Annotated in this window: 18 protein-coding genes, 1 tRNA gene and 1 pseudogene; 10 read left to right on the forward strand and 10 right to left on the reverse strand. The window is 75.5% G+C overall.

What is annotated here, in order from left to right:
- Positions 1 to 23: 23 nt before the first annotated feature.
- Positions 24 to 1,193: a lycopene cyclase family protein gene (locus IE326_RS39005; RefSeq protein ID WP_190044945.1), complete on the reverse strand. Its 1,170-nt coding sequence runs from the start codon at positions 1,191 to 1,193 to the stop codon at positions 24 to 26.
- 138 nt (positions 1,194 to 1,331) lie between these two features.
- On the reverse strand, positions 1,332 to 1,934 hold the full coding sequence (locus IE326_RS39010; RefSeq protein WP_190044946.1) for a lipocalin family protein: 603 nt from the start codon (positions 1,932 to 1,934) through the stop codon (positions 1,332 to 1,334).
- A gap of 189 nt (positions 1,935 to 2,123) precedes the next feature.
- On the opposite strand from IE326_RS39010, the gene IE326_RS39015 reads away from it, so the two are divergent.
- Positions 2,124 to 3,251, forward strand: a complete 1,128-nt coding sequence (locus IE326_RS39015; RefSeq protein ID WP_190044947.1) for a ferrochelatase — start codon at positions 2,124 to 2,126, stop codon at positions 3,249 to 3,251.
- On the opposite strand, the gene IE326_RS39020 is transcribed toward IE326_RS39015, so the two are convergent.
- Both IE326_RS39020 and IE326_RS39025 read right to left on the reverse strand, forming a co-directional pair.
- Complete coding sequence (locus tag IE326_RS39020; RefSeq protein ID WP_190044948.1) at positions 3,242 to 3,937, reverse strand: SDR family NAD(P)-dependent oxidoreductase; 696 nt, start codon at positions 3,935 to 3,937, stop codon at positions 3,242 to 3,244. The two genes, IE326_RS39015 and IE326_RS39020, sit on opposite strands and share 10 nt — an antisense overlap.
- Complete coding sequence (locus tag IE326_RS39025; RefSeq protein WP_150234798.1) at positions 3,934 to 4,527, reverse strand: DUF4383 domain-containing protein; 594 nt, start codon at positions 4,525 to 4,527, stop codon at positions 3,934 to 3,936. Before IE326_RS39025 ends, IE326_RS39020 begins: the two co-directional genes overlap by 4 nt.
- Positions 4,528 to 5,008: 481 nt before the next feature.
- Between IE326_RS39025 and IE326_RS39030 the strand changes: the two genes are divergently transcribed.
- Positions 5,009 to 6,034, forward strand: a complete 1,026-nt coding sequence (locus IE326_RS39030) for a MerR family transcriptional regulator (protein WP_190044949.1) — start codon at positions 5,009 to 5,011, stop codon at positions 6,032 to 6,034.
- A gap of 32 nt (positions 6,035 to 6,066) precedes the next feature.
- Here the strand turns inward: IE326_RS39030 and IE326_RS39035 are convergent, their stop codons facing one another.
- Positions 6,067 to 8,142: an MMPL family transporter gene (locus IE326_RS39035; protein WP_150234802.1), complete on the reverse strand. Its 2,076-nt coding sequence runs from the start codon at positions 8,140 to 8,142 to the stop codon at positions 6,067 to 6,069.
- 206 nt (positions 8,143 to 8,348) lie between these two features.
- A complete protein-coding gene (locus IE326_RS39040) occupies positions 8,349 to 9,275 on the reverse strand; it encodes an SDR family oxidoreductase (RefSeq protein ID WP_150234804.1) in 927 nt (308 codons plus the stop codon).
- A 367-nt stretch (positions 9,276 to 9,642) separates the two neighbouring features.
- Between IE326_RS39040 and IE326_RS39045 the strand changes: the two genes are divergently transcribed.
- Positions 9,643 to 11,559: a potassium channel family protein gene (locus tag IE326_RS39045; RefSeq protein ID WP_229915870.1), complete on the forward strand. Its 1,917-nt coding sequence runs from the start codon at positions 9,643 to 9,645 to the stop codon at positions 11,557 to 11,559.
- A 21-nt stretch (positions 11,560 to 11,580) separates the two neighbouring features.
- Here the strand turns inward: IE326_RS39045 and IE326_RS41325 are convergent.
- Positions 11,581 to 11,898 (reverse strand): annotated as a pseudogene (locus IE326_RS41325) (DUF389 domain-containing protein); the annotation flags it as partial.
- Positions 11,899 to 12,049: 151 nt separating this feature from the next.
- Positions 12,050 to 12,123: transfer RNA gene (locus IE326_RS39055), tRNA-Pro, on the reverse strand.
- Between the two features lie 117 nt (positions 12,124 to 12,240).
- Here IE326_RS39055 and IE326_RS39060 point away from each other — a divergent pair.
- Positions 12,241 to 12,768 carry a DUF309 domain-containing protein gene (locus IE326_RS39060; protein ID WP_190044950.1) on the forward strand — a complete coding sequence of 176 codons (528 nt, stop codon included), beginning with the start codon at positions 12,241 to 12,243 and terminating at the stop codon, positions 12,766 to 12,768.
- Positions 12,769 to 12,931: 163 nt separating this feature from the next.
- Here IE326_RS39060 and IE326_RS39065 read toward each other — a convergent pair whose 3' ends face one another.
- Together IE326_RS39065 and IE326_RS39070 are read right to left on the reverse strand one after the other, a co-directional pair.
- Positions 12,932 to 13,306 (reverse strand): DUF488 domain-containing protein, encoded by a 375-nt coding sequence (locus tag IE326_RS39065; RefSeq protein ID WP_150234809.1) that lies wholly within the window; start codon positions 13,304 to 13,306, stop codon positions 12,932 to 12,934.
- 29 nt (positions 13,307 to 13,335) lie between these two features.
- Entirely contained in the window at positions 13,336 to 13,938 is a 603-nt protein-coding gene (locus IE326_RS39070; RefSeq protein WP_150234811.1) for a TetR/AcrR family transcriptional regulator, read from the reverse strand.
- Positions 13,939 to 14,131: 193 nt separating this feature from the next.
- Here IE326_RS39070 and IE326_RS39075 point away from each other — a divergent pair, with 193 nt between their 5' ends.
- The 6 genes from IE326_RS39075 to IE326_RS39100 all read left to right on the forward strand — a co-directional run bounded on the left by IE326_RS39075 (position 14,132) and on the right by IE326_RS39100 (position 21,577).
- Positions 14,132 to 14,956, forward strand: a complete 825-nt coding sequence (locus tag IE326_RS39075) for a phosphatase PAP2 family protein (protein WP_150234812.1) — start codon at positions 14,132 to 14,134, stop codon at positions 14,954 to 14,956.
- The gene (locus tag IE326_RS39080) at positions 14,953 to 16,095 is read left to right on the forward strand and encodes a DMT family transporter (RefSeq protein WP_150234814.1); all 1,143 of its coding nucleotides are present in this window, start codon (positions 14,953 to 14,955) and stop codon (positions 16,093 to 16,095) included. Before IE326_RS39075 ends, IE326_RS39080 begins: the two co-directional genes overlap by 4 nt.
- Positions 16,096 to 16,231: 136 nt before the next feature.
- Complete coding sequence (locus IE326_RS39085) at positions 16,232 to 17,248, forward strand: SPFH domain-containing protein (RefSeq protein WP_150234817.1); 1,017 nt, start codon at positions 16,232 to 16,234, stop codon at positions 17,246 to 17,248.
- Positions 17,245 to 18,153: a diacylglycerol kinase catalytic domain-containing protein gene (locus IE326_RS39090; RefSeq protein WP_190044951.1), complete on the forward strand. Its 909-nt coding sequence runs from the start codon at positions 17,245 to 17,247 to the stop codon at positions 18,151 to 18,153. Before IE326_RS39085 ends, IE326_RS39090 begins: the two co-directional genes overlap by 4 nt.
- A 299-nt stretch (positions 18,154 to 18,452) precedes the next feature.
- Positions 18,453 to 19,319 (forward strand): GNAT family N-acetyltransferase, encoded by an 867-nt coding sequence (locus IE326_RS39095; protein ID WP_190044952.1) that lies wholly within the window; start codon positions 18,453 to 18,455, stop codon positions 19,317 to 19,319.
- A 458-nt stretch (positions 19,320 to 19,777) separates the two neighbouring features.
- The gene (locus IE326_RS39100; protein WP_190044953.1) at positions 19,778 to 21,577 is read left to right on the forward strand and encodes a S8 family serine peptidase; all 1,800 of its coding nucleotides are present in this window, start codon (positions 19,778 to 19,780) and stop codon (positions 21,575 to 21,577) included.
- Positions 21,578 to 21,609 lie beyond the last annotated feature (32 nt).

The raw sequence follows: 21,609 nt of genomic DNA on the forward strand, positions 1-21,609 counted from the left end.
GCTCTCGTGACGAAGGGGGAGGTTCAGGCCCGGCGGGCGAGGAAGGGCAGTTCCGCGGTGGCGCGGAGCATGGGGAGCACGGGGGTGCGCAGGCCGATGCGGAACTCCTCGGACGGCCGGGTCTCCCCGTCGAGGAACCGCAGGAGCCGTTCGGGAGGGACCTCCTCGAAGAGCCGCGTGAAGAACTCGGGCCCGGAGACCCTGCCGGTGTCGATGCCGCGCAGGAGGACCGCGTCCATGAGAAGCGAACGCCCGGGGTAGGCGGGCGGGGGCAGGGGTTCGCGGCCGGCGTGGAGGAGGGCCGCCACGGCGCGCGTCTGCCGCTGGATCGCCGCGAAGGCGTAGCCGGTGGAGGGCCGCACCGCGCCCCCCGCGGCGCCGATGCGGAAGGTGCTCCGTCCGGCGCGGCGCTCGTACCGGCCGTCCGTCATCGGGATGCGGCCCCTCTCGACGCCGCGCACCTCGAACCCGCCGGTCCCGAGCAGGGAGCCGGCGTAGTGCCGCAGGGCCCGGTCGTACGCCTCGTCGGACAGCGGCTCCCGGCTGAACTCGGTGTACTCGACGAGGGCTTCGTGCCGCGACAGCGGCAGCACGTAGCCGAAGGAGAGCCCCTGCGGGGGCTGCGGGGTGCGGAAGTCCATGAGGTCCACGGTGCCGGGGGCGAAGACGGGGCGTCCGGAACGCAGGAACCATCCCTTGAAGTGCTGGAGCAGGCGGACCCTGCCGGGCGGGAGGGGGGAGGGCGGGCGGGTGTCGAAGACCCAGCGGGCGTGGACGCGCCGCTCGCGGCCGTCGGCGGTGCGGCAGGAGACGGTGGCGCCGCCGGGTCCGTCGGCGATCCCCTCCGCGACGGCCTCGACGCGGTCCAGGCCGGCGAGCCGCGGCCCGACGCCCCGGGCGAACGACTCGGAGGTGAGCATCTTGTAGCGCAGTGCGCCCAGGTCGCACGGGACCGGGCGCCCGTCGGCCCCGTGGAGCCGTACCCGGCGCCAGGAGGCCGTGAGCCAGGCGTCGTACTCCCCGGGCCCCCGCTCCCAGTAGCACCAGGTGCGCGGGAGGGGCCGGAGCGGGCCCGGGGGCGCGTCGACGAGGACGACGGAGGGGGCGGCGGCTCCTCGCGGCGGGCACAGGAGCCGCCAGGCGAGGGACAGTCCCGCCGCCCCCGCTCCGATGATGGCGACGTCGCGGCGCACCGGTCCTGTCTCCTCTCGTCGTCGGGGAAGAAGGGGCGGCGCGCGGGGGCGCGCCGTGGTGAGGGCTGCCCCGCGGGCGGGGCGGTCTACCCTCCGGTGCTCCAGTGGGACCAACGCGCCGCCCTGCGGGCCGGCCCGTCAGGGTGCGAGGCGCCAGTCGGGGTCCCCGCCGTCCTGGCGGGTCGTGCGGAAGTCACGGGGGTCGAGTCCGGCTCCCCGGACCGCGCGCAGGACGTCGGCCGTCCGCGCCGGGTCGAGGCGCGGGGTCCGGGAGAGGACGAAGCCGGAGGTGCGGTCCTCGTCGGTCACCACGGCCCACTCGTACGCGGGTCCCAGGCCCACGACGACGTAGTTGGCCTCGGTGCCGTGCCGGTAGCCGTCCTTGCCGGGGAGGAAGGAGACGTTGAGACGGGCGTTGGTGGCGTCGAGGGGCAGGGCCTCGCCGTTGATCCCGCTCCGGGTGCCCAGCCAGGTCGTGCAGCTGTTGGCCACCGCGACCGTGCCGCGACCGGTCGTGCCGTAGACCGCCTTGACGTTCTTGGCGCACTGGATCTCGAACAGCTGGGGCACGGCGGCGAGTTGCCACCAGGTTCCGGTGTAGCGGGCGAGGTCGACGGTTCCGGCGGCGCGGGCCGGGCCGTCGGGGGCCGCCGTGGCGGTGGGGACGAGTGCCAGGGCGGCGAGGGCCGTGGTGAGCAGGACGGCGGAGAGGCGCTCCGCGGCGGGCGGACGTCGGCGCATGGGCGTGGTGCTCCTTCGAGTCGCTGGTGGGATCCCTTCCGCGCGGGGCGCTCCGGCGGATGCGCCCTCCTCGCGTCCGGGCGCGCCGTTCCGCCTCCGTCGTCACCCGTACGGGGCACGCCGCATCCCTGCCGGGCCGATCGCGGAAGGACCCGTAGCGAACCTTCCGTCCCACCCGAGGAACTCCCGATGTCCGATCAGCACGATCCCGCCCCGTACGACGCCCTGCTGCTGCTCTCCTTCGGCGGCCCGGAGGGCCCGGACGACGTCGTCCCGTTCCTGGAGAACGTGACGCGCGGCCGCGGCATCCCGAAGGAACGGCTGAAGGAGGTGGGACAGCACTACTTCCTCTTCGGCGGCGTCTCCCCGATCAACGGCCACAACCGCGCGCTCCTCGACGCCCTGCGGACCGACTTCACCGCCGCGGGCCTCGACCTGCCGGTCTACTGGGGCAACCGGAACTGGGCCCCCTACCTCACCGACACCCTCCGCAAGATGGTCCACGACGGCCGCCGCCACATCGCCGTCCTCACCACCAGCGCCTACGCCTCCTACTCCGGCTGCCGCCAGTACCGCGAGAACCTCGCCGACGCACTCGCCGCCCTGGAGGCCGAGGGCCTCCCGCTGCCCAGGGTCGACAAGCTCCGCCACTACTTCAACCACCCCGGCTTCGTCGAACCCGTGGTCGAAGGCGTCCTCGCCTCCCTCGCCGACCTCGACGACACCGTCCGCGCCGGCGCCCACCTCGCCTTCACCACCCACTCCATCCCCGACTCCGCCGCCGACTCCTCCGGCCCCGCCGCCGGCCACGGCTCCGGCGGCGCCTACGTCAGACAGCACCTCGACACCGCCAGGACCGTCGCCGACGCCGTCCGCGACAGGACCGGCACCGCCCACCCCTGGAAACTCGTCTACCAGTCCCGCAGCGGCGCCCCCCACATCCCGTGGCTCGAACCCGACATCTGCGACCACCTGGAAGAACTCCACGCCACCGGAGCACCCGCCGCCGTCATGGTCCCCATCGGCTTCGTCTCCGACCACATGGAAGTCCTCTACGACCTCGACACCGAGGCCACCGCCAAGGCCGCCGAACTCGGCCTCCCCGTCCGCCGCTCCGCCACCGTCGGCGCCGACCCCCGCTTCGCCGCCGCCGTCCGCGACCTCCTCCTCGAACGCGCCGCCACCGAACGCGGCACCCCCACCCGACGCTGCGCCCTCGGCACCCTCGGCCCCTCCCACGACCTCTGCCCCATCGACTGCTGCCCCGCCCGCACCGACCACCCCGCCGCCGCCGGCGCCGACAGCCCCTACAGCTGAGGAGCGCCCGGAGTCCCGGGGAGCGCTCCGTGCGGGCTCCCCGGGGCGCCGGCGAGGGGCGCGAGCAGATGCCGTTCGACGGCCGCCGCCGGGTCGGCGCCGGGCGGGAGCTTTGGCGGCGACCCGGTCACGGCCCGGGCGGCGAACCCGCCCTCCAGGTGGGGCAGGCGCACGTCGACGACCCGGACGCCCCGGGACCGCTGCTCCCTGCCGACCACGCCCAGCCAGGCGGCGAGGGCCGTCTTGGCGGCCGCGTAGTCGGCCATGCCCTGCGGGGGCGCGTCCACGACCCGGCCGGTGACGACGGCGACCGCGGCTCCGGCCCCCAGCAGGGGCAGGGCGCCCCTGACCACGGCCATGGGCGCGAGGGCGTTCACGGTCATGAGGTGCTCGGCGGCGGCCTCGTCGACGTCCTCGGCCCGCCCGAAGCCCGCCACTCCGACGGCCACGACGACGCGGTCCAGGAACCCGAGCGAGCGGGCGGCCCACGGGGCGAGGGTTTCGCAGCCGTCGAGGTCGTAGGCGTCGAAGGCGCGGCGGGGGCAGTCGTCCGGCAGGAGCGACCGGTCGGCGAGCCGCTCCGCGTTCCGGCCCGCCAGGGCCACCGCCGCGCCCTGCCGGTGCAGCGCCCGGGCCGCGAGGCCGCCGACCGTCCCCGTCGCTCCCACGACCAGGACCGCGTTCATCGCGGGGGGCCCTGGGGAGCCGCCGGACCGGAGGTGCCGGGAAGCGCCGGGGTCTCGGTGCGGGCGGCGCCGGACGGGAGGGCCGCGGCGGCGAGGCGGCGGCGGCGCGCCAGCGACTCCGCGGCGGCCTCGCGCGGGTGGCGCCGGCGCCAGTAGGGGTTGTCGTGGGACAGCTTGCTGGACACCCGCCCGTACATGCCGAACGTGAGGATCAGCAGCCCCATGAGGAAGCTGAACATCACGTTGGTCATGCCGAAGTCGAGGAAGTTGGCGGGCCGGTCGAGCACGAACAGGTGGTAGAAGCCGCTGAGCAGGAACGCGCCCCCCACGAGCATGTTCACGGTGGAGGCGGTGTTCCCGCCCACGGCCGCGCCGGCCAGGAGGAGGAGTCCGGTCAGCACCGAGATCCAGCTCAGCGCGGTGTTGGTGGTCATCCCGGCGATCCGCTCGCCGGAGGTGTCGAAGGGGCTGAGGGCGTCGGCGAAGCCGAGGCACCCGAACACGATCAGGACGCAGCCGCAGAGCGCGGCGCCCCAGCGGTACACGGTGGCGAGGTGGTGGTCCACGGGAAGTTCGTCTTTGAGCCGCACGGTCGTTTCCCTGTCTGTCCGTGGTTCCGTCCGTCGCCCCGGTCCACCGCCCCACGGGGGCGGGCACCGCACGAACGGACATGTACGGAAGCACCTTTTGCGGTACTTCAATGCCTTTTACGCACGGTGAGAGTGCCCGGATGCACCGGACCGCGCGGCAGCGGAGCGTTCACCCGTCCGCCCCGCCGGGCGGCCCCGTCGCATCCGCGGACCGGCGTGCGGGAGAAGAACCGTCGGAAAACCGCGGCAGAGGGCGAGGAGGTCCCCATGGGCGACGCGGAGCTCCCGCGCCCCCCGGACGGCCCGCGGTCGGCCGGCGAGGGGGCGGCGCCACCGCCGGTGCGCGTCTTCCGGGGCTCCGCACGACCGGCGGGCGACACGGTCCGCCGCCTCGCATGGCCGCGGCGTGGCGCCCCTGTCCCCGCGTCCCCGCTCCGAACGCACCTGCTCACATCGTTTCCGCACCGCACGGTGGTGACTCATGTACGACAGCGATCACGGCATCACCACGGGCGCCGTGGCCCGGCGCCTCGGCGTCTCCCCGACCACCGTGCGCTCCTGGGACCGGCGGTACGGGATCGGCCCCCTCGACCGCGGGGACGGACGGCACCGGCGGTGGACCCCCGCCGACGTGGCGATGCTGGAGGAGATGTGCCGTCTCACGGCGTCCGGCGTCCCGCCCGCCGAGGCGGCGCGGACCGTCCGGCGGGTGCGCGCCTCGCCGGACGCACTCCCCGTGAACCCCGGCGTCCCGGCCTCCGCCGCACCGGACGCCCCCTCCGTGGGGGCCGGACCGGAACCCCCGTCGGCGGCCCGGCGGTCGGGGGCCGGCAGCGGCCTGCCGCTGGGAGACGTGCGGCAGGAGTGCCGCGGGCTGGCGAGGGCCGCCATGCGGCTCGACGCGCCCGCCGTGGAGGAGCTGCTCCGGGCGGCGCTGGCGGAGTACGGCCTCGTCACCTCCTGGGAGGAGATCATGGCGCCGACGCTGCACGCGGTGGGCAAGAAGTGGGAGTCGTCGGACGACCGTTACGTCGAGGTGGAGCACCTGCTCTCCTGGCACGTCTCCACGGCGCTGCGGCGGACGGCCGCCGCCGCGCCCGCGGCCACCTCGCAGGCGCCTCCGGTCGTGCTGGCGTGCGTGCCCTCGGAACAGCACACGCTGCCCCTGGAGGCGCTCGCCGCGGGCCTGGCCGAACGCGGCCTGCCCCTCAGGATGTTCGGCGCGTCCGTGCCCGCCGAAGCCCTGGACGCGGCGGTGCGGCGGTCGGGGCCCGTCGCCGTCGCCCTCTGGTCCCAGGCCCGCTCCACCGCCAACCACGCCCTGGCCCTGCACGTCGCGCGGACGGCGTTCGGGGTGCGGGGGGCGCGCAGCGCGCCCCTGGTCGTCCTCGCGGGCCCGGGCTGGCGCGGCCCGGCGCTCGCGCCCGGCACGGTGCGCCCCGCCGGCCTGCGCGAGGCGCTCGCCGTGATCTCCCGGCTGTACGGGGAGGACGCGGGCGCCGGGTAGCAGGCCGGGCGGGAGCGGGCCGAGCGGCCGGGTCAGGGGCGGTGGCGGAGGGCGCCCGGCCACCAGACGGCGGGGCCGATGTCCCGGACCAGCGCCGGGACGAGGAGCGACCGGACCACGAGGGTGTCGAGCAGGACGCCGAAGGCCACGATGAAGGCGATCTGGACGAGGAAGGCCAGCGGGATGACCCCGAGCGCCGCGAAGGTGGCGGCGAGGACGACGCCCGCCGAGGTGATGACCCCGCCCGTGGCGACCAGGCCGCGCCTCAGGCCCTCGCGGGTGCCGTGCAGTTCCGTCTCCTCGCGGACCCGCGACATCAGGAAGATGTTGTAGTCGACGCCGAGGGCCACGAGGAACACGAAGCCGTACAGGGGCACGGCGGAGTCGGTCCCGGTGAAGCCGAGGAGGTTCTCGAAGACGAGGGCGGAGACGCCCAGGGTGGCGAGGAAGTTGAGCGCGACGGTGGCCACCAGGAGGACGGGCAGCAGCAGCGAGCGCAGCAGGCCGACCAGGATGACCAGGATGATGGCGAGCACGACGGGGACGATGAGCTTCCTGTCCCGCTCGGCCGTGACCTGGGTGTCGTACTTCTGGGCGGTGGTCCCGCCGACGAGGGCGTCGGCCCCGGGGACCTCGTGGAGGGCGGCGCGCAGGGCGACGACGGTGTCCCTGGCGGCGTCGCTGTCCGCGGCGTCCGCGAGGGTGACGTCGATCCGGACGCGGCCGTCGGCGACGAGCGGCCGGTCGGAGCCGGGGGCGGCGAAGAGCGTCGCGGAGTCGACGCCCTCGACGGCCGCGGCGGCCGTCCGCGCCTTCTCGGCGGCGCCGGCGTCGGCGACGACGACGGCGGGGGTGCCCGCACCGCCCGGGAAGTGCTCGCCCAGGCGTTCCTGGGCGGTGACGGAAGGGGCGTCCTTGACGAAGATCTCGTCGAACGGAACGCCCTTGGAGTCGAGCGTGAAGGAGAAGGCGGCGCAGGCGAGGAGCGCGGCGAGGGAGCCGGCCCAGACCTTGCGGGGGGTGCGGTCGACGAGCCCGGCGACCTTGTGCCAGACGGGGTGGGCCGCCTCGCCGTCGGCGGTGGCCTTGGGACGGGCCGGCCAGTACGCGGTGCGGCCGAGCAGCACCAGCACGGCGGGGAGGAAGGTCACGGAGCTCAGCACGGCGCAGACGATGCCGATGGCGCCGACCGGGCCGAGCGCCCGGTTGTTGGTGAGGTCGCTGAACAGCAGGGCGAGCAGGGCGAGCGCGACCGTGGCGGCGCTGGCGGCGATCGGGCCGAAGGACTGCCGGAGCGCGGCGCGCATGGCGGGGACCCGGTCGCCGTCGCGGGCCCCGAGCTCCTCCCGGTAGCGGGCGGCCAGCAGCAGGGCGTAGTCGGTGGCCGCGCCGATGACCAGGATGGACAGGATGCCCTGGACCTGCCCGTCGACCCGTACGACGTCGTGGTCGGCGAGCACGTACACGACGGCGCAGGCCAGGCCGAGGGCGAAGACCGCTCCGAGGATGATCAGCAGCGGCAGCAGGACGCTCCGGTAGACCAGGAGGAGGATCACCAGGACCGTCACCAGCGCGACGACGAGCAGGAGGCCGTCGATGCCGGAGAACGCGTCGCCGAGGTCCGCCTGGGTCGCGGCGGGACCGGCGAGCCACGCCTCGGTCCCCGGTACGGCGGAGACGGCCGCCTCGACCTCGTCCAGGACCGCGGGGAGTTCCTCGCCGAGGTCGGGACGGAGCTGGACGATGCCGCGGAGGGCCTCGCCGTCCTCGGAGGGGAAGGCCGGCGAGGGGGCTCCGACCACGCCCTCGGTGCCCTTCAGGGAGGCCAGGGCACGGCTCGCGTCCGCCTGGACGGCCGGGTCGAGGCGGCCGCCGCCGTCGGCGGTCCAGACGACCAGCGCGGGCAGCGTCTCCTCCTGGCGGAACGCCTCCTGCGCCTTGAGGACCTGGGTCGACTCGGCGCTGCGGGGCAGGAAGGCGGCCTGGTCGTTGGTGGCGACCTCGCCGAGCTTGCCGGCGTACGGGCCGAGCCCTCCCCCGACGGCGAGCCAGACGACGAGCACCAGCAGCGGCAGCAGTCTGCTCGCCCAGCGCGCGGGTGTGGACATGGAGCACTCCCTGAGGATTGTCTCGACAAACAAGCATCTTAATAATCGAGATATATTCAATCACAGGGCGACCGCGGTTCCCCGCGTTCCCCCCGAAGCGGTGCGGACGGTCCCGACACCGCCCCTTCCCCCGACCGGCCCACAGCGGATGCGGATCGGACGCACACGCGAAGGGGACCGTGGGGGCGGCGACTCGACGGCACCGTTCAGGGCTCCGGATGCCCGCGGACCGGGCGGGTCATTCCCGGGGGCCCGGAGCGGTCGAGCAGCTTCTCCTCGATGAGACCGCCCGTGCCCAGCAGGCCGGTCTGCTCGAAGGGCTGCTCCCCCAGGAGCCGGGGAAGCTCGCGGCGGGAGAGCAGGTCCACCGCGACGGGGAAGAACGGCCGCCCGGCCTGGGCGAGCCGGAGCCACGGCGGGGCGTAGACCGAGGCGCGGCGCCGCTCCACCCCCCGCACCAGCCAGGACGCGACGCGCTCCACCGGGTACACGCGGCGGGCGGGGGCGGGCATGTGTCCTCGCAGTTCGCGCAGGACCGCGTGGCGGTCGACGTCCCGGACCATGTCGGTGTCCGTCCAGTGCAGGTACGCCACGCCCACGCCGACCCCCAGATGCGCCACCTCGGCCCGCAGGGAACGCGCGAAGGCCTCGGCGCCCGCCTTGGACGCGCAGTACGCGCTCATCATCGGGGCCGCCCCGAACGCGGCGGTGGAGGCGACCTGGAGGAAGTAGCCCCCGGTGGCCCGCAGCCCCGGCAGGAAGGCGCGCGCGGTGACCGCGCTGCCGACCAGGTTGACCTCCACGACGCGGCGCCAGGTGACGGGGTCCGAGGTCTCGAAGGGGCCGCCCTCCGCGACGCCCGCGTTGGCGATGACGACCGACGGGGCACCGAGGGTCCGCGTCACCTCCTCGGCGGCCCCGTCCATCGCCGCGTCGTCGGTGACGTCGACCTCCACGACGTGGCTCTCGGTGCGGAGCGTCACCGCGACGGCGGCGAGCGTGGCGTGCTCCCGCCCCAGCAGGGCGACGCGCATGCCGCGCGCGGCCAGCAGTCGCGCCAGTTCGGCGCCGAGCCCGCGGGCGGCGCCGGTGACGACCGCGACACGGCCTCCGGGTTCCGGGGAAGGGGGCATGGGGGGCCTCCGGTGAGGAGAGGACGCGACGGGGCCGGCGCCTCGCCGCCTGTCAGAGGAATTCGCCGGACACGGGCGCCCCGGATGCGGGCGACGGCCGCCTCCTCCCCCTGGGGGCCGCGTCCGCCGGCACCCCGGGGCGAATCCCCCGGAGGGCGCACGACGACGGCACGACCGGGCGCCCCCCCGACGAGGCGCGGGGACGGTCGGCGCACGAGGAGGCCGGACCCGTCGCAGGATCGCCTCTCGCCGCACGGCCGCAGCACCGAACAGGCGCCCAGGTTGCCGGTGCCGGGCAGTCGACGCGGACACCGGAGCGTGACAGGCTGCGCGCGGCTCGGAAGCATCGACGCGTGACGGGGGAGCGATGACCGTACTGCCGCGCCAGGAAGACCCGTGGACCGATGGACACATGGTGGTCTGCGGTGACGACGGGCTCGCCCGCCGACTGGCGGCCGAGCTGCGGGAGGTCTACCGGCGGCACGTCGTCCTCGTCGTCCCTCAGGAGCGTGCCGGCGCACCGGGAACGGACCTGCTCGCGGACCGGACGGGGCAGGCGCCCTCCGCCGGACACGGCACCGGAGCGGCTCCGCCGCTCCGGGAGGTGCCCGCCTCCGCCCCGACGCGCGGGGCCCTGCGACGGGCACGGGTGGAATCGGCAGCCGCCCTGGCACTGCTCTACGAGGACGACGAGACGAACCTGCGGGCGGCGCTCGCCGCGCGGAGGCTCAACCCCGGTCTGCGGCTGGTCGTCCGCATGTACAACCGCAAGCTGGGCGACCGGCTGGAGGAACTCCTCGACCAGGCCGTCCTCGTGACCGAACCGGGCGTGGACCGGACCGTCCTGGACGCGTCCACGACGGTGCTGTCCGACGCGGACACCGCCGCGCCGGCGCTCGTCGCCACGGCGATCGCCGACACGAGGAAGGTGGTGCAGGCCGGGGGCCTCCTGCTGCGCGCGGCGGAACGGCCGGCGCCCGGCCGGGGCGAGGTTCCCGACCCGGGGCTGTGCACGCTGGCGCTGCTGTCGTCGAGCACGACCGACCCTGCCGGGTCCGAGGGCTCGGACACGAGCGGCGCGCACGGCCCCGACCTCCTGCCGGACGACCGGGTCGTCCAGGGCTCCCAAGGGCGGGGAACCGTCGTCCTGGAGGCGGTCCGCCGGGCCGGCGCCGCCCTGCCGCCCCGTCGGCTCGCCCGCCGCGGGGCCACCCTCGGCGAGGTGTTCTCCGTCCGCTTGCGGTGGGCGGTCGCCGGCGTCCTCACGGCGGTACTCGCCCTGACCGCCACCACGATCGCGCTCACCGGCGCCGGGCCCGTCGAGGCCGCTCACGTGACCCTGCTCGACCTCTTCTCCATCAACGACCCCGCCCTGGAGGAGCCGGCCACCCGGCAGGTGCTCCAACTGCTGTCCGGACTGGTCGGACTGGCCCTGCTGCCCCTGCTCGTCGCCGGTGGCCTGGAGGCACTGGGCACCTTCCGGGCGGCCGGCGCCCTGCGCCGCCCGCCCCGCGCCCTCTCCGGTCACATCGTGCTGCTGGGCCTCGGCAAGATCGGGGCCCGGGTCCTCGCCCGGCTGCGGGAGCACGACATCCCGGTCGTCTGCGTCGAGCAGGACCCCGACGCCCGCGGCATCTCCCTCGCGCGTGACCTGGGCGTGCCCGTGATCCTCGGCGACGTCACCGAGGACGGCGTCCTCGACGCCGCCCGCGTCCACCGGGCCGACGCCCTGCTCGCCCTCACCAGCTCCGACACCACCAACCTCGAAGCCGTCCTCGCCGCCCGCACCCTCAACGGCGGCCTGCGCACGGTCCTGCGGATCTACGACGACGACTTCGCCACCGCCGTCTACCGCACCCTGCGCTCCGCCCACCCCGACGCCGTCACCCGCAGCCGCAGCGTCTCCCACCTCGCCGCCCCCGCCTTCGCCGGCGCCATGATGGGCCGCCAGATCCTCGGCGCGATCCCCGTCGAACGCAAGGTGCTGCTCTTCGCCGCCCTCCTCGTCGCCGGACACCCCCAGCTCGAAGGCCGCACCGTCGCCGAGTCCTTCCGCCCGAACGCGTGGCGGATCCTCGCCCTCGACACCGCCGACCCCGCCGCCCGCCGCCCCGACCTCGCCTCCACCCCGCTCGACGGAGAACGGTCCGAACTCCTGTGGGACCTCCATCCCGGCTACGTCCTCCAGGCGCGCGACCGCGTCGTCATCGCCGCCACCCGCCACGGGCTCGCCGAACTCCTCGCGACCGGCCCGCAGCCCGCGTCCGAACCGGCCCCCGGATGAGCTGCCCGGCGCCCCGCCGCATCAGGACGTCCCGGCGTAGTCGTGGTCGCCTCCCGGTTCAGTCGACGGGTGAGCGCTCCACGGAGCAACTGGCGGCGCCCGCCTCCGCCCAGCGGTCGGCGACCGGGCCGCGTCGCGCACCCGGTAGCCGAGGAAGACGAGGGTGCCGGTGGCCACGATCGCGGCGACGTTCGTCGCGAACAGGAGTGCGGACTGGTCGGCGTCGTGGTGGCAGTGCACCGTGATCAGCAGTCCGGTGACGGCCGGCGGCGGGACGAGCGAGATGGCGATGGCGACGCCCGGGAGGGTGTCGGAGACGTCGGTCCTGACCAGGGCGAAGGCACCGACCGCTCTCGTGGCCGGGGGGAGGTCTTCCCGACGGGCGCACCGGGAACGGACGGGTCCAAAAGCTCCTCGCCCGGCCCCGAGAACGACCGAGGGCCCGCTTCAGATTGCTCTGAAACAGGCCCTGATCTGCGACTCTTTCGAGTCGGGACGACAGGATTTGAACCTGCGACCCCTTGACCCCCAGTCAAGTGCGCTACCAAGCTGCGCCACGTCCCGGTGCTCGTCGGCGGCGGACTTTCCCCGCGTCGGCGTGCAGGAGAACATTACCCCACTCCGAGGGGGGAGATCACACACCGGGGGACCGGGAGGGCGGGGCGGGCGGAGAATGGCGGGATGAAGGGCGACGAGGCGCGGGACGTACGGGGCGGGCGGGACCGGGACGCCGAGGGGCGGGCGCGGAACGCGCGGCCCCGGGACGGGCTGGGGCGGCCGCTGCCGCACGGGGCGGAGGGGGTGCCCCGGCAGCCCGAGGGGGTCGTGCGGGGGCCTGGCGGGACGGTGCGGGAGGCGCAGCGGCTGCTCGACGCCGGGATGCCGTTCCACGCGCACGAGGTCTTCGAGGACGCCTGGAAGTCGGGGCCCGGCGGCGAGCGGGAGCTGTGGCAGGGGCTCGCGCAGCTCGCGGTCGGCCTCACCCACGCCGCCCGGGGGAACGCCACGGGCGGGGCGCGGCTGCTGCGGCGGGGCGCCGGTCGGATCGGCGGGTACGCGGCAGGGGGCGGGGAGGCGCACGGAATCGACGTCGCCGGGCTCGTGGGGTGGGCCGGCGAGCTGGCGGACCGCGTGGAGGCGGGCGCCTCCAGCGGCGCCGCCCCGCCGGACGCCGCGACCGAGGCGCCCCGCCTGACCTCGGCGCCGTGACCGAAGCACCCCCGCCTGACCTCGGCGCCGCGACCGAAGCACCCCGCGTGACCTAGGCGTCGAGGCCGGGACACCCCGCCTGGGCCCGGCATCACGGCCGAGACACCCCGCCCGGCGCCGCGGTCCGGGCTCCCGGCTGACGCCAGGCCCCCTCCCCTCTCCCCTACCTCCGCTCCCCCGTCAGCCGTTCCCTCAGCACCGTCGTGTGGCTCGTGGCCGGGTCCTTGGTCGCGGTGAGGAGGGTGAGGGTGTGGTGGGCGGCGAGGGCGCGGAGGCGGTCGAGGGCGGTGGCCGCGGCGGGGGCGGCCAGTTCGGTCCCGTAGCGGCGGCGGAACTCCTCGTACGCGCCGTCGGGGCCGTGGAACCAGCGGCGGAGTTCGGTGGAGGGGGTGAGGTCTTTCGGCCATTCGTCGATGCGGGCGTCGGCCTTGGCGAGACCTCGGGGCCAGAGGCGGTCGACGAGGACCCGGATGCCGTCGTCGGGGGACGGGGGGTCGTAGACGCGGCGGACGCGGACGTCGGGGGCGGTGGCGGGCATGGGTCCAGGGTGCGCGCCCCCGGAGCGCGTCACCCGTCGACGCGCAGGACGGGCAGGAGGACGGCGTCGACGAAGGCGCGGGCGGCGGAGGCGTCGGGGAAGCGGTCCTCCAGGAGCCGTTCGATGCGGAGCAGGCCCATGAAGCTGGGGGCGACGAACGCGATGGCGGGGTTGTCGGCGGCGACCTCGCCGCGCTCGACGGCCCGCTGCACGACCGCGTCGATGGCGGCGACCTCGGGGGCGATGACGGTCTCGCGGAGCGCGGTGCGCAGGTCGGGGTGCTGGAGGTAGGCCTGGGCGACGGCCTCCATGAGCTCGGTGTCGCGTTCGTTGCGGGCGGAGGCGATGCGGGCGGCCTCGTGGAGGTCGCCGGCGAGGGTGCCGGTGTCGATGCCGGTGAAGACCGCGCAGCGGCGGGCGGCGAGGGCGGCGGTGACGAGCTGCGGCTTGGTGCCCCACTGGCGGTAGAGGGTGGCCTTGCCGCATTTGGTGCGGGACGCGACGCCCTCCATGGTCACCGCGTCGTAGCCGCCTTCGCGGAGGAGGCAGAGCACCGCCTCGTACAGCTCCGCCTCGCGTTCCGGCGTGATCTTGCTGCGGCGGGCGGCGGCGGTGGCGGCCTGCGTGGACATCGGTTTCCTCCCGGAATCCTCCGGACCTCTCTGCACATACGAGAGTAGGGGGTGCACAATCGAGACGCAAACGTATCGAGACGCTTGCGTCTCGATTGAAACGGATCTAGAGTTCATCCGTTTGTTGCAGATTCGACCGATTGACCTAGGGGCCGTCGGCCGACCGACGTCCAGAGGATTCGAGGACCGCGCCATGGCTACCCGGATACGCGGGACCGGCTGGATCCGAGGGCCGCGCCCCGCCCCCGACGGGGAGGACCGGCGGCCCCCGCTCCTGCGCGAGCTGCTGCTCGTCACCGGCCTCTTCCTCGTCTACAAGTTCGGCCGGCTGCTCGCGAACGGCCACGAGACCCGCGCCTTCGGCAACGCCGAGCGCGTGTGGGACCTCGAACGGGCCCTCCACCTCCCCGGCGAGGGAACGGTCCAGCAGCTCCTGCTGCACGGCGAGGCGCTGATCCGGACCGCGAACACCTACTACGCGGCCGTGCACTTCCCGGCCACGATCGCCTTCCTCGCCTGGCTGTACTGGCGCCGCCCCGCGCACTACGTGTGGTCGCGGCGCGTCCTCGCGCTGGTCACCGGCGCGGCGCTGGCGCTGCACATCCTCGTGCCGCTCGCGCCGCCCCGGCTGCTCGCCCCGGCGGGTCTCGTGGACACGGCGCGGGTCTACGGCCCGTCCGTGTACGGCGCCGTCCCCGAGACGGACTCGATGGCGAACCAGTTCGCCGCGATGCCGTCGCTGCACTTCGGCTGGGCGCTGATGGTCGCGATCGGCCTGATCGCCGCGACCCGCTCGCCGCTGCGCGGGCTGTGGCTGCTGCACCCCGTCCTCACCCTGCTGGTGATCGTCGGCACCGCCAACCACTACTGGCTCGACGCGCTCGCCGCGGCGGTCCTGCTGGGCCTGGCGCTGCTCGTCGTACCGGCCCCCGTCCCCCCGGCCCCGGCCGGGACGCCCACCGTTCCCCGGCAGCGGCCCGCCGCCGCCGACACCGCACCGGCCGGAGCCCCCCGATGACCACCGCCGCCGGCACCGTGCTCGCGGTGCTCCTCTCGCTCGTCTCCTCCGCCGGGTACGCCCTCGCCGCCGTCGCCCAGGCCCGGCTCGCCGCCGCCCCCTCCGCCCCCTCGGGGCGCGGGGCGCTGCGGGCGCTGCTCGCGCGCGGGCAGTGGTGGTGGGCCGTCGGCCTCAACGCCGCCGGGGCCCTCGCCCACGCGGTCGCCCTCCACTACGGCCCCCTGACGCTGGTGCAGCCGCTCGGCGCGCTGACCCTCGTGGCGGCGCTGCCGCTGGGCGCCTACACGGCCCGGCGGCGGGTGACCCGCACCGAGTGGCGGGGCGCGCTGTGGACCCTGGCGGGGCTGGTCGGCCTCGTCGCGGTGACCGGCCCCGCCGCGCCCGGCGAGTCGCTGAGCCTGCGCGAGGCGCTGGCCGTCGCCGCGGCGACGGCGCTGCTGATCGCGGCGCTCGCCGGCGGCCGGCTGCCCGGTGCCGGACGCCGCGCCGGGCGTACGGGGGCGGGCGGCGCGGAGGGAGGCGTACGGGGCGGGGGGCTCGGGCACGCCACCGCCTCCGGGGCGGCGTCCGGCGTCGCGTCGGCCCTCACCCAGACCCTCACCGCCGCCCTGGCGTCGGCCCTGCCGGGCGGGCGACCGGCCTGGTGGCAGACGGCCCTGCTCGCCCTGCTGATATCGGCCTTCGCCATGGGCGGCCTGCTGCTCTCGCAGGCCGCCTACCGGGGCGGGCTCGCCGCCCCGCTCGCGGTGGTGAACCTGGCGAACCCGGCCGCCGCCGCCGTCATCGGCGTGGCCCTCCTCGGCGAGACCTTCCGCGCGGGCGCCTGGGGCTGGCTCGCCGCGGCCGCCGCGTCCCTCGTCGCCGCCCGGGGCGTCGTCCTCCTGACCGCGAGCGCCCCGGCCCCGCCGGAGGCCGTACGGGAAGCGGCCCCACCGGCGGCGACCGCGCCCCCGACCACAGCCACCCCCTCGGCCGCCCCTTCGGCCGAAGGCCCGACGGGCCCTTCTTCGGCCGGGCTCCCCGGACTCCCCGGGGTGCCTTCCCAGGCCCGGCCCGAGGTCGTCCGGGTCCCGGCGGCCTCCGGGCCGCCGGCCGCCGGCCTCTTCCTCCCCGCGCCGGAGGCGGAGCCCGCGCGCTGACCCGGCACGCAGCCGACCCGCACCCGCCCCACCTCGCACCACTCCGGCCCCTCCAGCCCCTCCACCCCCTTTGCGTCACCTTGACGACAACAAGCCTTCCCGCCTATCGTCAAGGTGACACGAAGGGGGTTCTCCCATGGCCGACATCACCCGCCGGGCAGGCTGGCGCCATCTCCGCTCCGCGCCCACCGCCCACATCCGCCACCAGCGGGGCGGCCGGCTCGCGCACGACGGGGCCGGCGTCAGCTTCTGGTTCCGGCCGCGCAGCGCGGCGCTCTCCGAGGTGCCGGTGGACGACCGGGAACTCTCGGTGGCCTTCCACGCCCGGACGGCGGACTTCCAGGACGTGAGCGTGCAGTCCACCGTCACGTACCGGATCGGGGACCCCGAGACCGCCGCCGCCCGGCTCGACTTCTCCATCGACCCCGACACCGGGGCCTGGCGCGGGACCCCGCTGGAGCAGATCGCGACCCTGCTGACCGAGACGGCCCAGCAGCACGCCCTCGACGTGCTCGCCCGCACGCCGCTCGCACAGGCCCTCGTGGACGGGGTGGCGGCGGTGCGGGAGCGGATCAGGGACGGCCTCGCCGCCGAACCCCGGCTGCCCGCGACCGGCATCGAGGTCGTCGCCGTCCGCGTGGTCGCGATCCGGCCCGAGCCCGAGGTCGAGCGCGCCCTGCGCACCCCCGCCCGGGAGCAGATCCAGCAGGAGGCCGACCGGGCCACGTACGAGCGCCGCGCGGTGGCCGTCGAGCGCGAGCGGACGATCGCCGAGAACGAGCTGGCCAGCAAGATCGAGCTGGCCCGGCAGGAGGAGCGGCTCGTCGAGCAGCGCGGCACCAACGCCCGGCGCGAGGCGGAGGAGTCCGCCGCCGCCGACGCGGTGCGGGCCGAGGCCGAGGCCGTGCGGAAGGTGCGGCTGGCGCGGGCCGAGGCGGAGGCCGCGCGCGAGGTCGGCGAGGCCAGGGCCGAGGCGCAGACGGCGTGGCTGCGGGCGCACGCGGCGGCCGACCCGGCCGTCCTGCACGCCCTGGCCCTCACCCGGGCGGCCGAGCAGCTGCCCCGGATCGAGCACCTGACCCTCTCCCCCGACGTCCTCACCGGCCTCCTCGCGAAGCTGGGCGGCGGCAACGGCGGCGGGACGGGGGCGTGAGCCTCGCGCCCCGGGCGGTCCTCGTGCACCGCAGGACGGAGTACGAGGAGCTGCTCGCCCGGCACGGGACGCACGGGCAGGCGGCGTTCTTCCTCGCCGCGCGCGGCCGGTCGGCCGACGAGGTCCGGGAGCGGCACGAGCGCGCACACCGGGCGCTGGCGGCCGTCGCCGGGTCCGTCCCCCTGACGTGGCGGCAGACCCGAGTGGAACGCGCCGATCTGGACCGGTTCCTGTTCGGGCCGGAGGACGTGGTCGTGGTGGTCGGCCAGGACGGGCTGGTCGCCAACACCGCCAAGTACCTCGCCGGACAGCCCGTCGTCGGCATCGACGCCGACCCGGGGCGCAACCCCGGCGTGCTCGTCCGGCACCGGCCCGCGGACGCCCGCCGGCTGCTGCCGCACGCGGCCGGGGCGGGGGCCCCGGCCGACGAGCTCACCATGGTCGCGGCGACCACCGACGACGGGCAGCGGCTGCTCGCGCTGAACGAGGTCTACGTGGGTCCTCCGGGCCACCAGACCGCCCGCTACGTCCTCGGCACGGAGGACCCGGCCGGAGCGGCGGGCCCCTCCGAGACCCAGGCGTCCTCGGGGGTGCTGGCCGGGACCGGGACCGGCGCCACCGGCTGGCTCCGCTCGCTCTGGCAGCAGAGTTCCAGCACGCTCGGGCTGCCCGCGCCGACCGAGCCGCGCCTCGCCTGGTTCGTCCGCGAGGCGTGGCCGTCCCCGGCGACCGGCACCCGGCGCGTCGAAGGGCTCCTCGGCCCCGGGGAGGGCCTCCGGCTCACCGTCGAGTCGGACCGCCTGGTCGCCTTCGGCGACGGCGTCGAGTCCGACGCGCTCGAACTGACCTGGGGCCAGAGCGTCCGCCTCACCGTCGCCGACACCCGTCTCCGCCTGGTGGGCTGACCCGCGCCGGCGGGCCGCACGAGCGAGATCCGGGGGCGGCGGAGGTGGGGCGGGAAGCGGGACCCGGGGGCGTCAGCGGCGAGGGGGGAAGCGGCCGGAAACGATCGGAGGCGCTCCGGGTGGGGGCCCGACAGGCGCTACGGTGGGGCGCTTTGACCGTTTTGACGTAGGACCGCGCACGATCCGCCCGGTGGCCGTACGACTCATGCGACCCGTACGGCCACCGGGCGGCCGGTCCGGCCACGTACCCCCGCAGACCGGCCGCGCCCGTCCCCTCCCCCGCACCGGAAGGAACCCCCGTGACCTCCCTCTCCCCCGGTTCGCTCGTCATCGCCCCCGCCACCCGCGCGGAGTGGGAACTCGTCCGCTCGTGGGCCGCCGAAGAGGGGTGGAACCCCGGACGGGCGGACGGCGACGCCTTCTTCGCGCAGGATCCGGACGGGTTCTTCCTCGGGCGGATCGACGGCGAGCCGGTGTCGGCCGTCTCGGTGGTGACCTACGGGGACGCGTACGCCTTCCTGGGCTTCTACCTCGTCCGGCCCGAACTGCGCGGGCAGGGGCTCGGGCTCGCCACCTGGCGGGCGGGGCTCGCGCACGCGGGCGAGCGGGTGGTGGGGCTCGACGGGGTGCCCGCCCAGCAGGACAACTACCGGCGGTCCGGGTTCACCACCGCCCACCGGACCGCCCGTTTCGTCGGAGAGGTCCCGCCGCCCGAGCGGCCGGTGACCGGCGTGGTGCCGGCCGGGCAGGTCGACCCCGCGCTCCTCGCCGCGTACGACTCCGCCTGCCACCACGCCGAACGGCCCCGTTTCCTCTCCGCCTGGCTCACCACCCCGGGGCACCGCGCCCTGGCCCGGGTCGTGGACGGCCGGGTGACCGGCTACGGCGTCGTCCGCCCCTCGCAGGACGAGGCCCGGGTGGGGCCGCTGTTCGCGGACGGCCCGGCGGACGCGGGGGCGCTGCTCGACGCGCTGGCGGAGGAGGCCCGGGGGTTCGGGGCGCGGTCGGTCGCCGTCGACATGCCGGAGGCGAACCCGGCGGCGGCCCGGCTCGCCGGCGAACGCGGCCTGACCCCGACCTTCGAGACGGCCCGCATGTACACCGGCCCCGTCCGCCCGATCGCCCAGGACCGCGTCTTCGGCGTCACGACCCTCGAACTCGGCTGACGATCCGGCACCCGCGCCGCCCCGGCCGACAGTCCGACGGCCGCCCCACCTCCTTCTCCCGCCCCCTTCCCCCACCCCTGGACCAGACCAACCCACCCCCAAATCCCCCCTCTCCACCCCTCTTCGCCGGTCCCTCGGCGACCCCCTCCCCGCCCCCGAGGGGCGACAAGGGTTTTCCCCGTATCGCGTTCACCTTCCCGTTCCCTACTGTCCTCCGCACCGGCGGATATCATCCCCGCAGCGCACCTGACAGGTGCATGCGGGGAGATCACCGCCGGGGACGGCCTTGACCCGGGCCGTCGGCGCCGGTGGCGGCGCACGGGCCCCCCAGCCCAGGGACCACGGCCGCGACCCCACTTCGCACCGCGACTCCCGCGCCGCCGCCACTGCCCGCAACCACGTCGTGTTTTTCGAAAGGGCCACCCACTTTGAACGGTTCCAGGCGGAGAGTCATATCCGTGGTCGCCACCGCCGCGATCATCGGTGCCGCTGCCACCACCACCGGGGCGTTCGCCGCCGCCCCGGCCGCTCCCACCCCGAAGCCCGCTCCGGCTTCGCAGGCGATGCGGGCGCTGCCCAGCGCCCCGGTCGAGAAGGTCATCGTCACCTACAAGGCGCAGGCCGCGGAGGCCGGTTCCAACGCCGCCGCGAAGACCGACACCGCCGAGAAGGCCGCGAAGACGGGCGAGAAGCTCTCCTTCGAGCGCCGTCTCTCCGGCGGCGGCGCCCTGGTCGACCTGGGCGACTCCGCCTCCCCGCAGGACGTGAACGAGGTCATGGCCGCCTTCCGCGCCGACCCGTCCGTCGCCACCGTCGAGCCGGACGTCCGCGCCTACGCCATGGCCGTGACCCCGAACGACACCGACTACGCCAAGCAGTGGGACCTCTTCGAGGCCACCGGCGGCATGAACGTCCCGACGGCCTGGGACAAGACGACCGGTTCGGGCGTCACCGTCGCCGTCATCGACACCGGCTACGCGGCCCACTCGGACCTGGCGTCCAACGTCGTCGCCGGCTACGACTTCATCTCCACCGCCGCCGACGCCCGCGACGGCAACGGCCGCGACGCCGACTCCAAGGACGAGGGCGACTGGAACGCCACCGCCGGCGAGTGCGGCACCGGCTCCACCGCGTCGAGCTCCTCCTGGCACGGCACCCACGTGGCCGGCACCATCGCCGCGGTCACGAACAACACCAAGGGCATCGCGGGCATCGCGTACAACGCGAAGATCCAGCCCGTGCGCGTGCTCGGCAAGTGCGGCGGCTCGTCCTCCGACATCGCCGACGCCATCACCTGGGCCTCCGGCGGCACCGTGCCGGGCGTCCCGGCGAACCCGACCCCGGCGAAGGTCATCAACCTGAGCCTGGGCGGCGCCAGCGCCTCCTGCCCGAGCGTCTACCAGACCGCGATCAACGGCGCCGTCCAGCGCGGCACCACCGTCGTCGTCGCCGCGGGCAACAGCAACGCCAACACCTCCGGCTTCACGCCGGCGAACTGCTCGAACGTCATCACCGTGGCGTCGACCAACCGCGCCGGCTCCCGGTCGTACTACTCCAACTTCGGCGCCAACGTGGACGTCTCCGCCCCCGGCGGCGAGACCCGCAACGCCACGGACACGCCCGGCACCGTCACCACCCCCGAGAACGCGATCTACTCGACGCTGAACTCGGGCACCACGGTCCAGTCGACCGAGAACTACAAGCCCTACCAGGGCACCTCCATGGCCGCCCCGCACATCGCGGGCCTCGCCGCCCTCCTGAAGTCGGCCAAGAGCACCCTCACCCCGGCCGACATCGAGACGGCGATCAAGAACAACGCCCGCCCGCTGCCCGGCACCTGCACCGGCGGCTGCGGCACCGGCATCGCCGACGCGGCCAAGACCGTGGACGCGGTCACCGGCACCACCCAGCCCGGCACCGTCTTCACCAACTCCACCGACGTGACGATCGCCGACAACGCCACGGTGTCGTCCTCGATCGCCGTCACCGGCCGCACCGGCAACGCCCCCGCCGCCCTCAAGGTCGGCGTGGACATCAAGCACACCTGGCGCGGTGACCTGGTCGTCGACCTGGTCGCTCCCGACGGCACGGTGCGCAACCTGAAGGCTTCCTCCTCCTCGGACAGCGCCGACAACGTCCTCGCGACGTACACGGTCGACGCCTCCAGCGAGGTCGCCAACGGCACCTGGAAGCTCCAGGTCCGCGACGTGGCCACGGGTGACACCGGCTACATCGACTCCTGGAGCCTCACCTTCTGATTCACCGCTCCCCCACGCTCCACCACCCCCCA

The sequence above is a fragment of the Streptomyces filamentosus genome (assembly GCF_014654895.1).
GTDB classification, from domain to species: domain Bacteria; phylum Actinomycetota; class Actinomycetes; order Streptomycetales; family Streptomycetaceae; genus Streptomyces; species Streptomyces filamentosus.

Coding starts and splice junctions, on each gene's coding strand:
- IE326_RS39010 (WP_190044946.1), bottom strand. CDS start 1,934: ATGCGCCGACGTCCGCCCGCCGCGGAGCGCCTCTCCGCCGTCCTGCTC.
- IE326_RS39015 (WP_190044947.1), top strand. CDS start 2,124: ATGTCCGATCAGCACGATCCCGCCCCGTACGACGCCCTGCTGCTGCTC.
- IE326_RS39020 (WP_190044948.1), bottom strand. CDS start 3,937: ATGAACGCGGTCCTGGTCGTGGGAGCGACGGGGACGGTCGGCGGCCTC.
- IE326_RS39030 (WP_190044949.1), top strand. CDS start 5,009: ATGTACGACAGCGATCACGGCATCACCACGGGCGCCGTGGCCCGGCGC.
- IE326_RS39035 (WP_150234802.1), bottom strand. CDS start 8,142: ATGTCCACACCCGCGCGCTGGGCGAGCAGACTGCTGCCGCTGCTGGTG.
- IE326_RS39040 (WP_150234804.1), bottom strand. CDS start 9,275: ATGCCCCCTTCCCCGGAACCCGGAGGCCGTGTCGCGGTCGTCACCGGC.
- IE326_RS39045 (WP_229915870.1), top strand. CDS start 9,643: ATGACCGTACTGCCGCGCCAGGAAGACCCGTGGACCGATGGACACATG.
- IE326_RS39060 (WP_190044950.1), top strand. CDS start 12,241: ATGAAGGGCGACGAGGCGCGGGACGTACGGGGCGGGCGGGACCGGGAC.
- IE326_RS39065 (WP_150234809.1), bottom strand. CDS start 13,306: ATGCCCGCCACCGCCCCCGACGTCCGCGTCCGCCGCGTCTACGACCCC.
- IE326_RS39070 (WP_150234811.1), bottom strand. CDS start 13,938: ATGTCCACGCAGGCCGCCACCGCCGCCGCCCGCCGCAGCAAGATCACG.
- IE326_RS39075 (WP_150234812.1), top strand. CDS start 14,132: ATGGCTACCCGGATACGCGGGACCGGCTGGATCCGAGGGCCGCGCCCC.
- IE326_RS39080 (WP_150234814.1), top strand. CDS start 14,953: ATGACCACCGCCGCCGGCACCGTGCTCGCGGTGCTCCTCTCGCTCGTC.
- IE326_RS39085 (WP_150234817.1), top strand. CDS start 16,232: ATGGCCGACATCACCCGCCGGGCAGGCTGGCGCCATCTCCGCTCCGCG.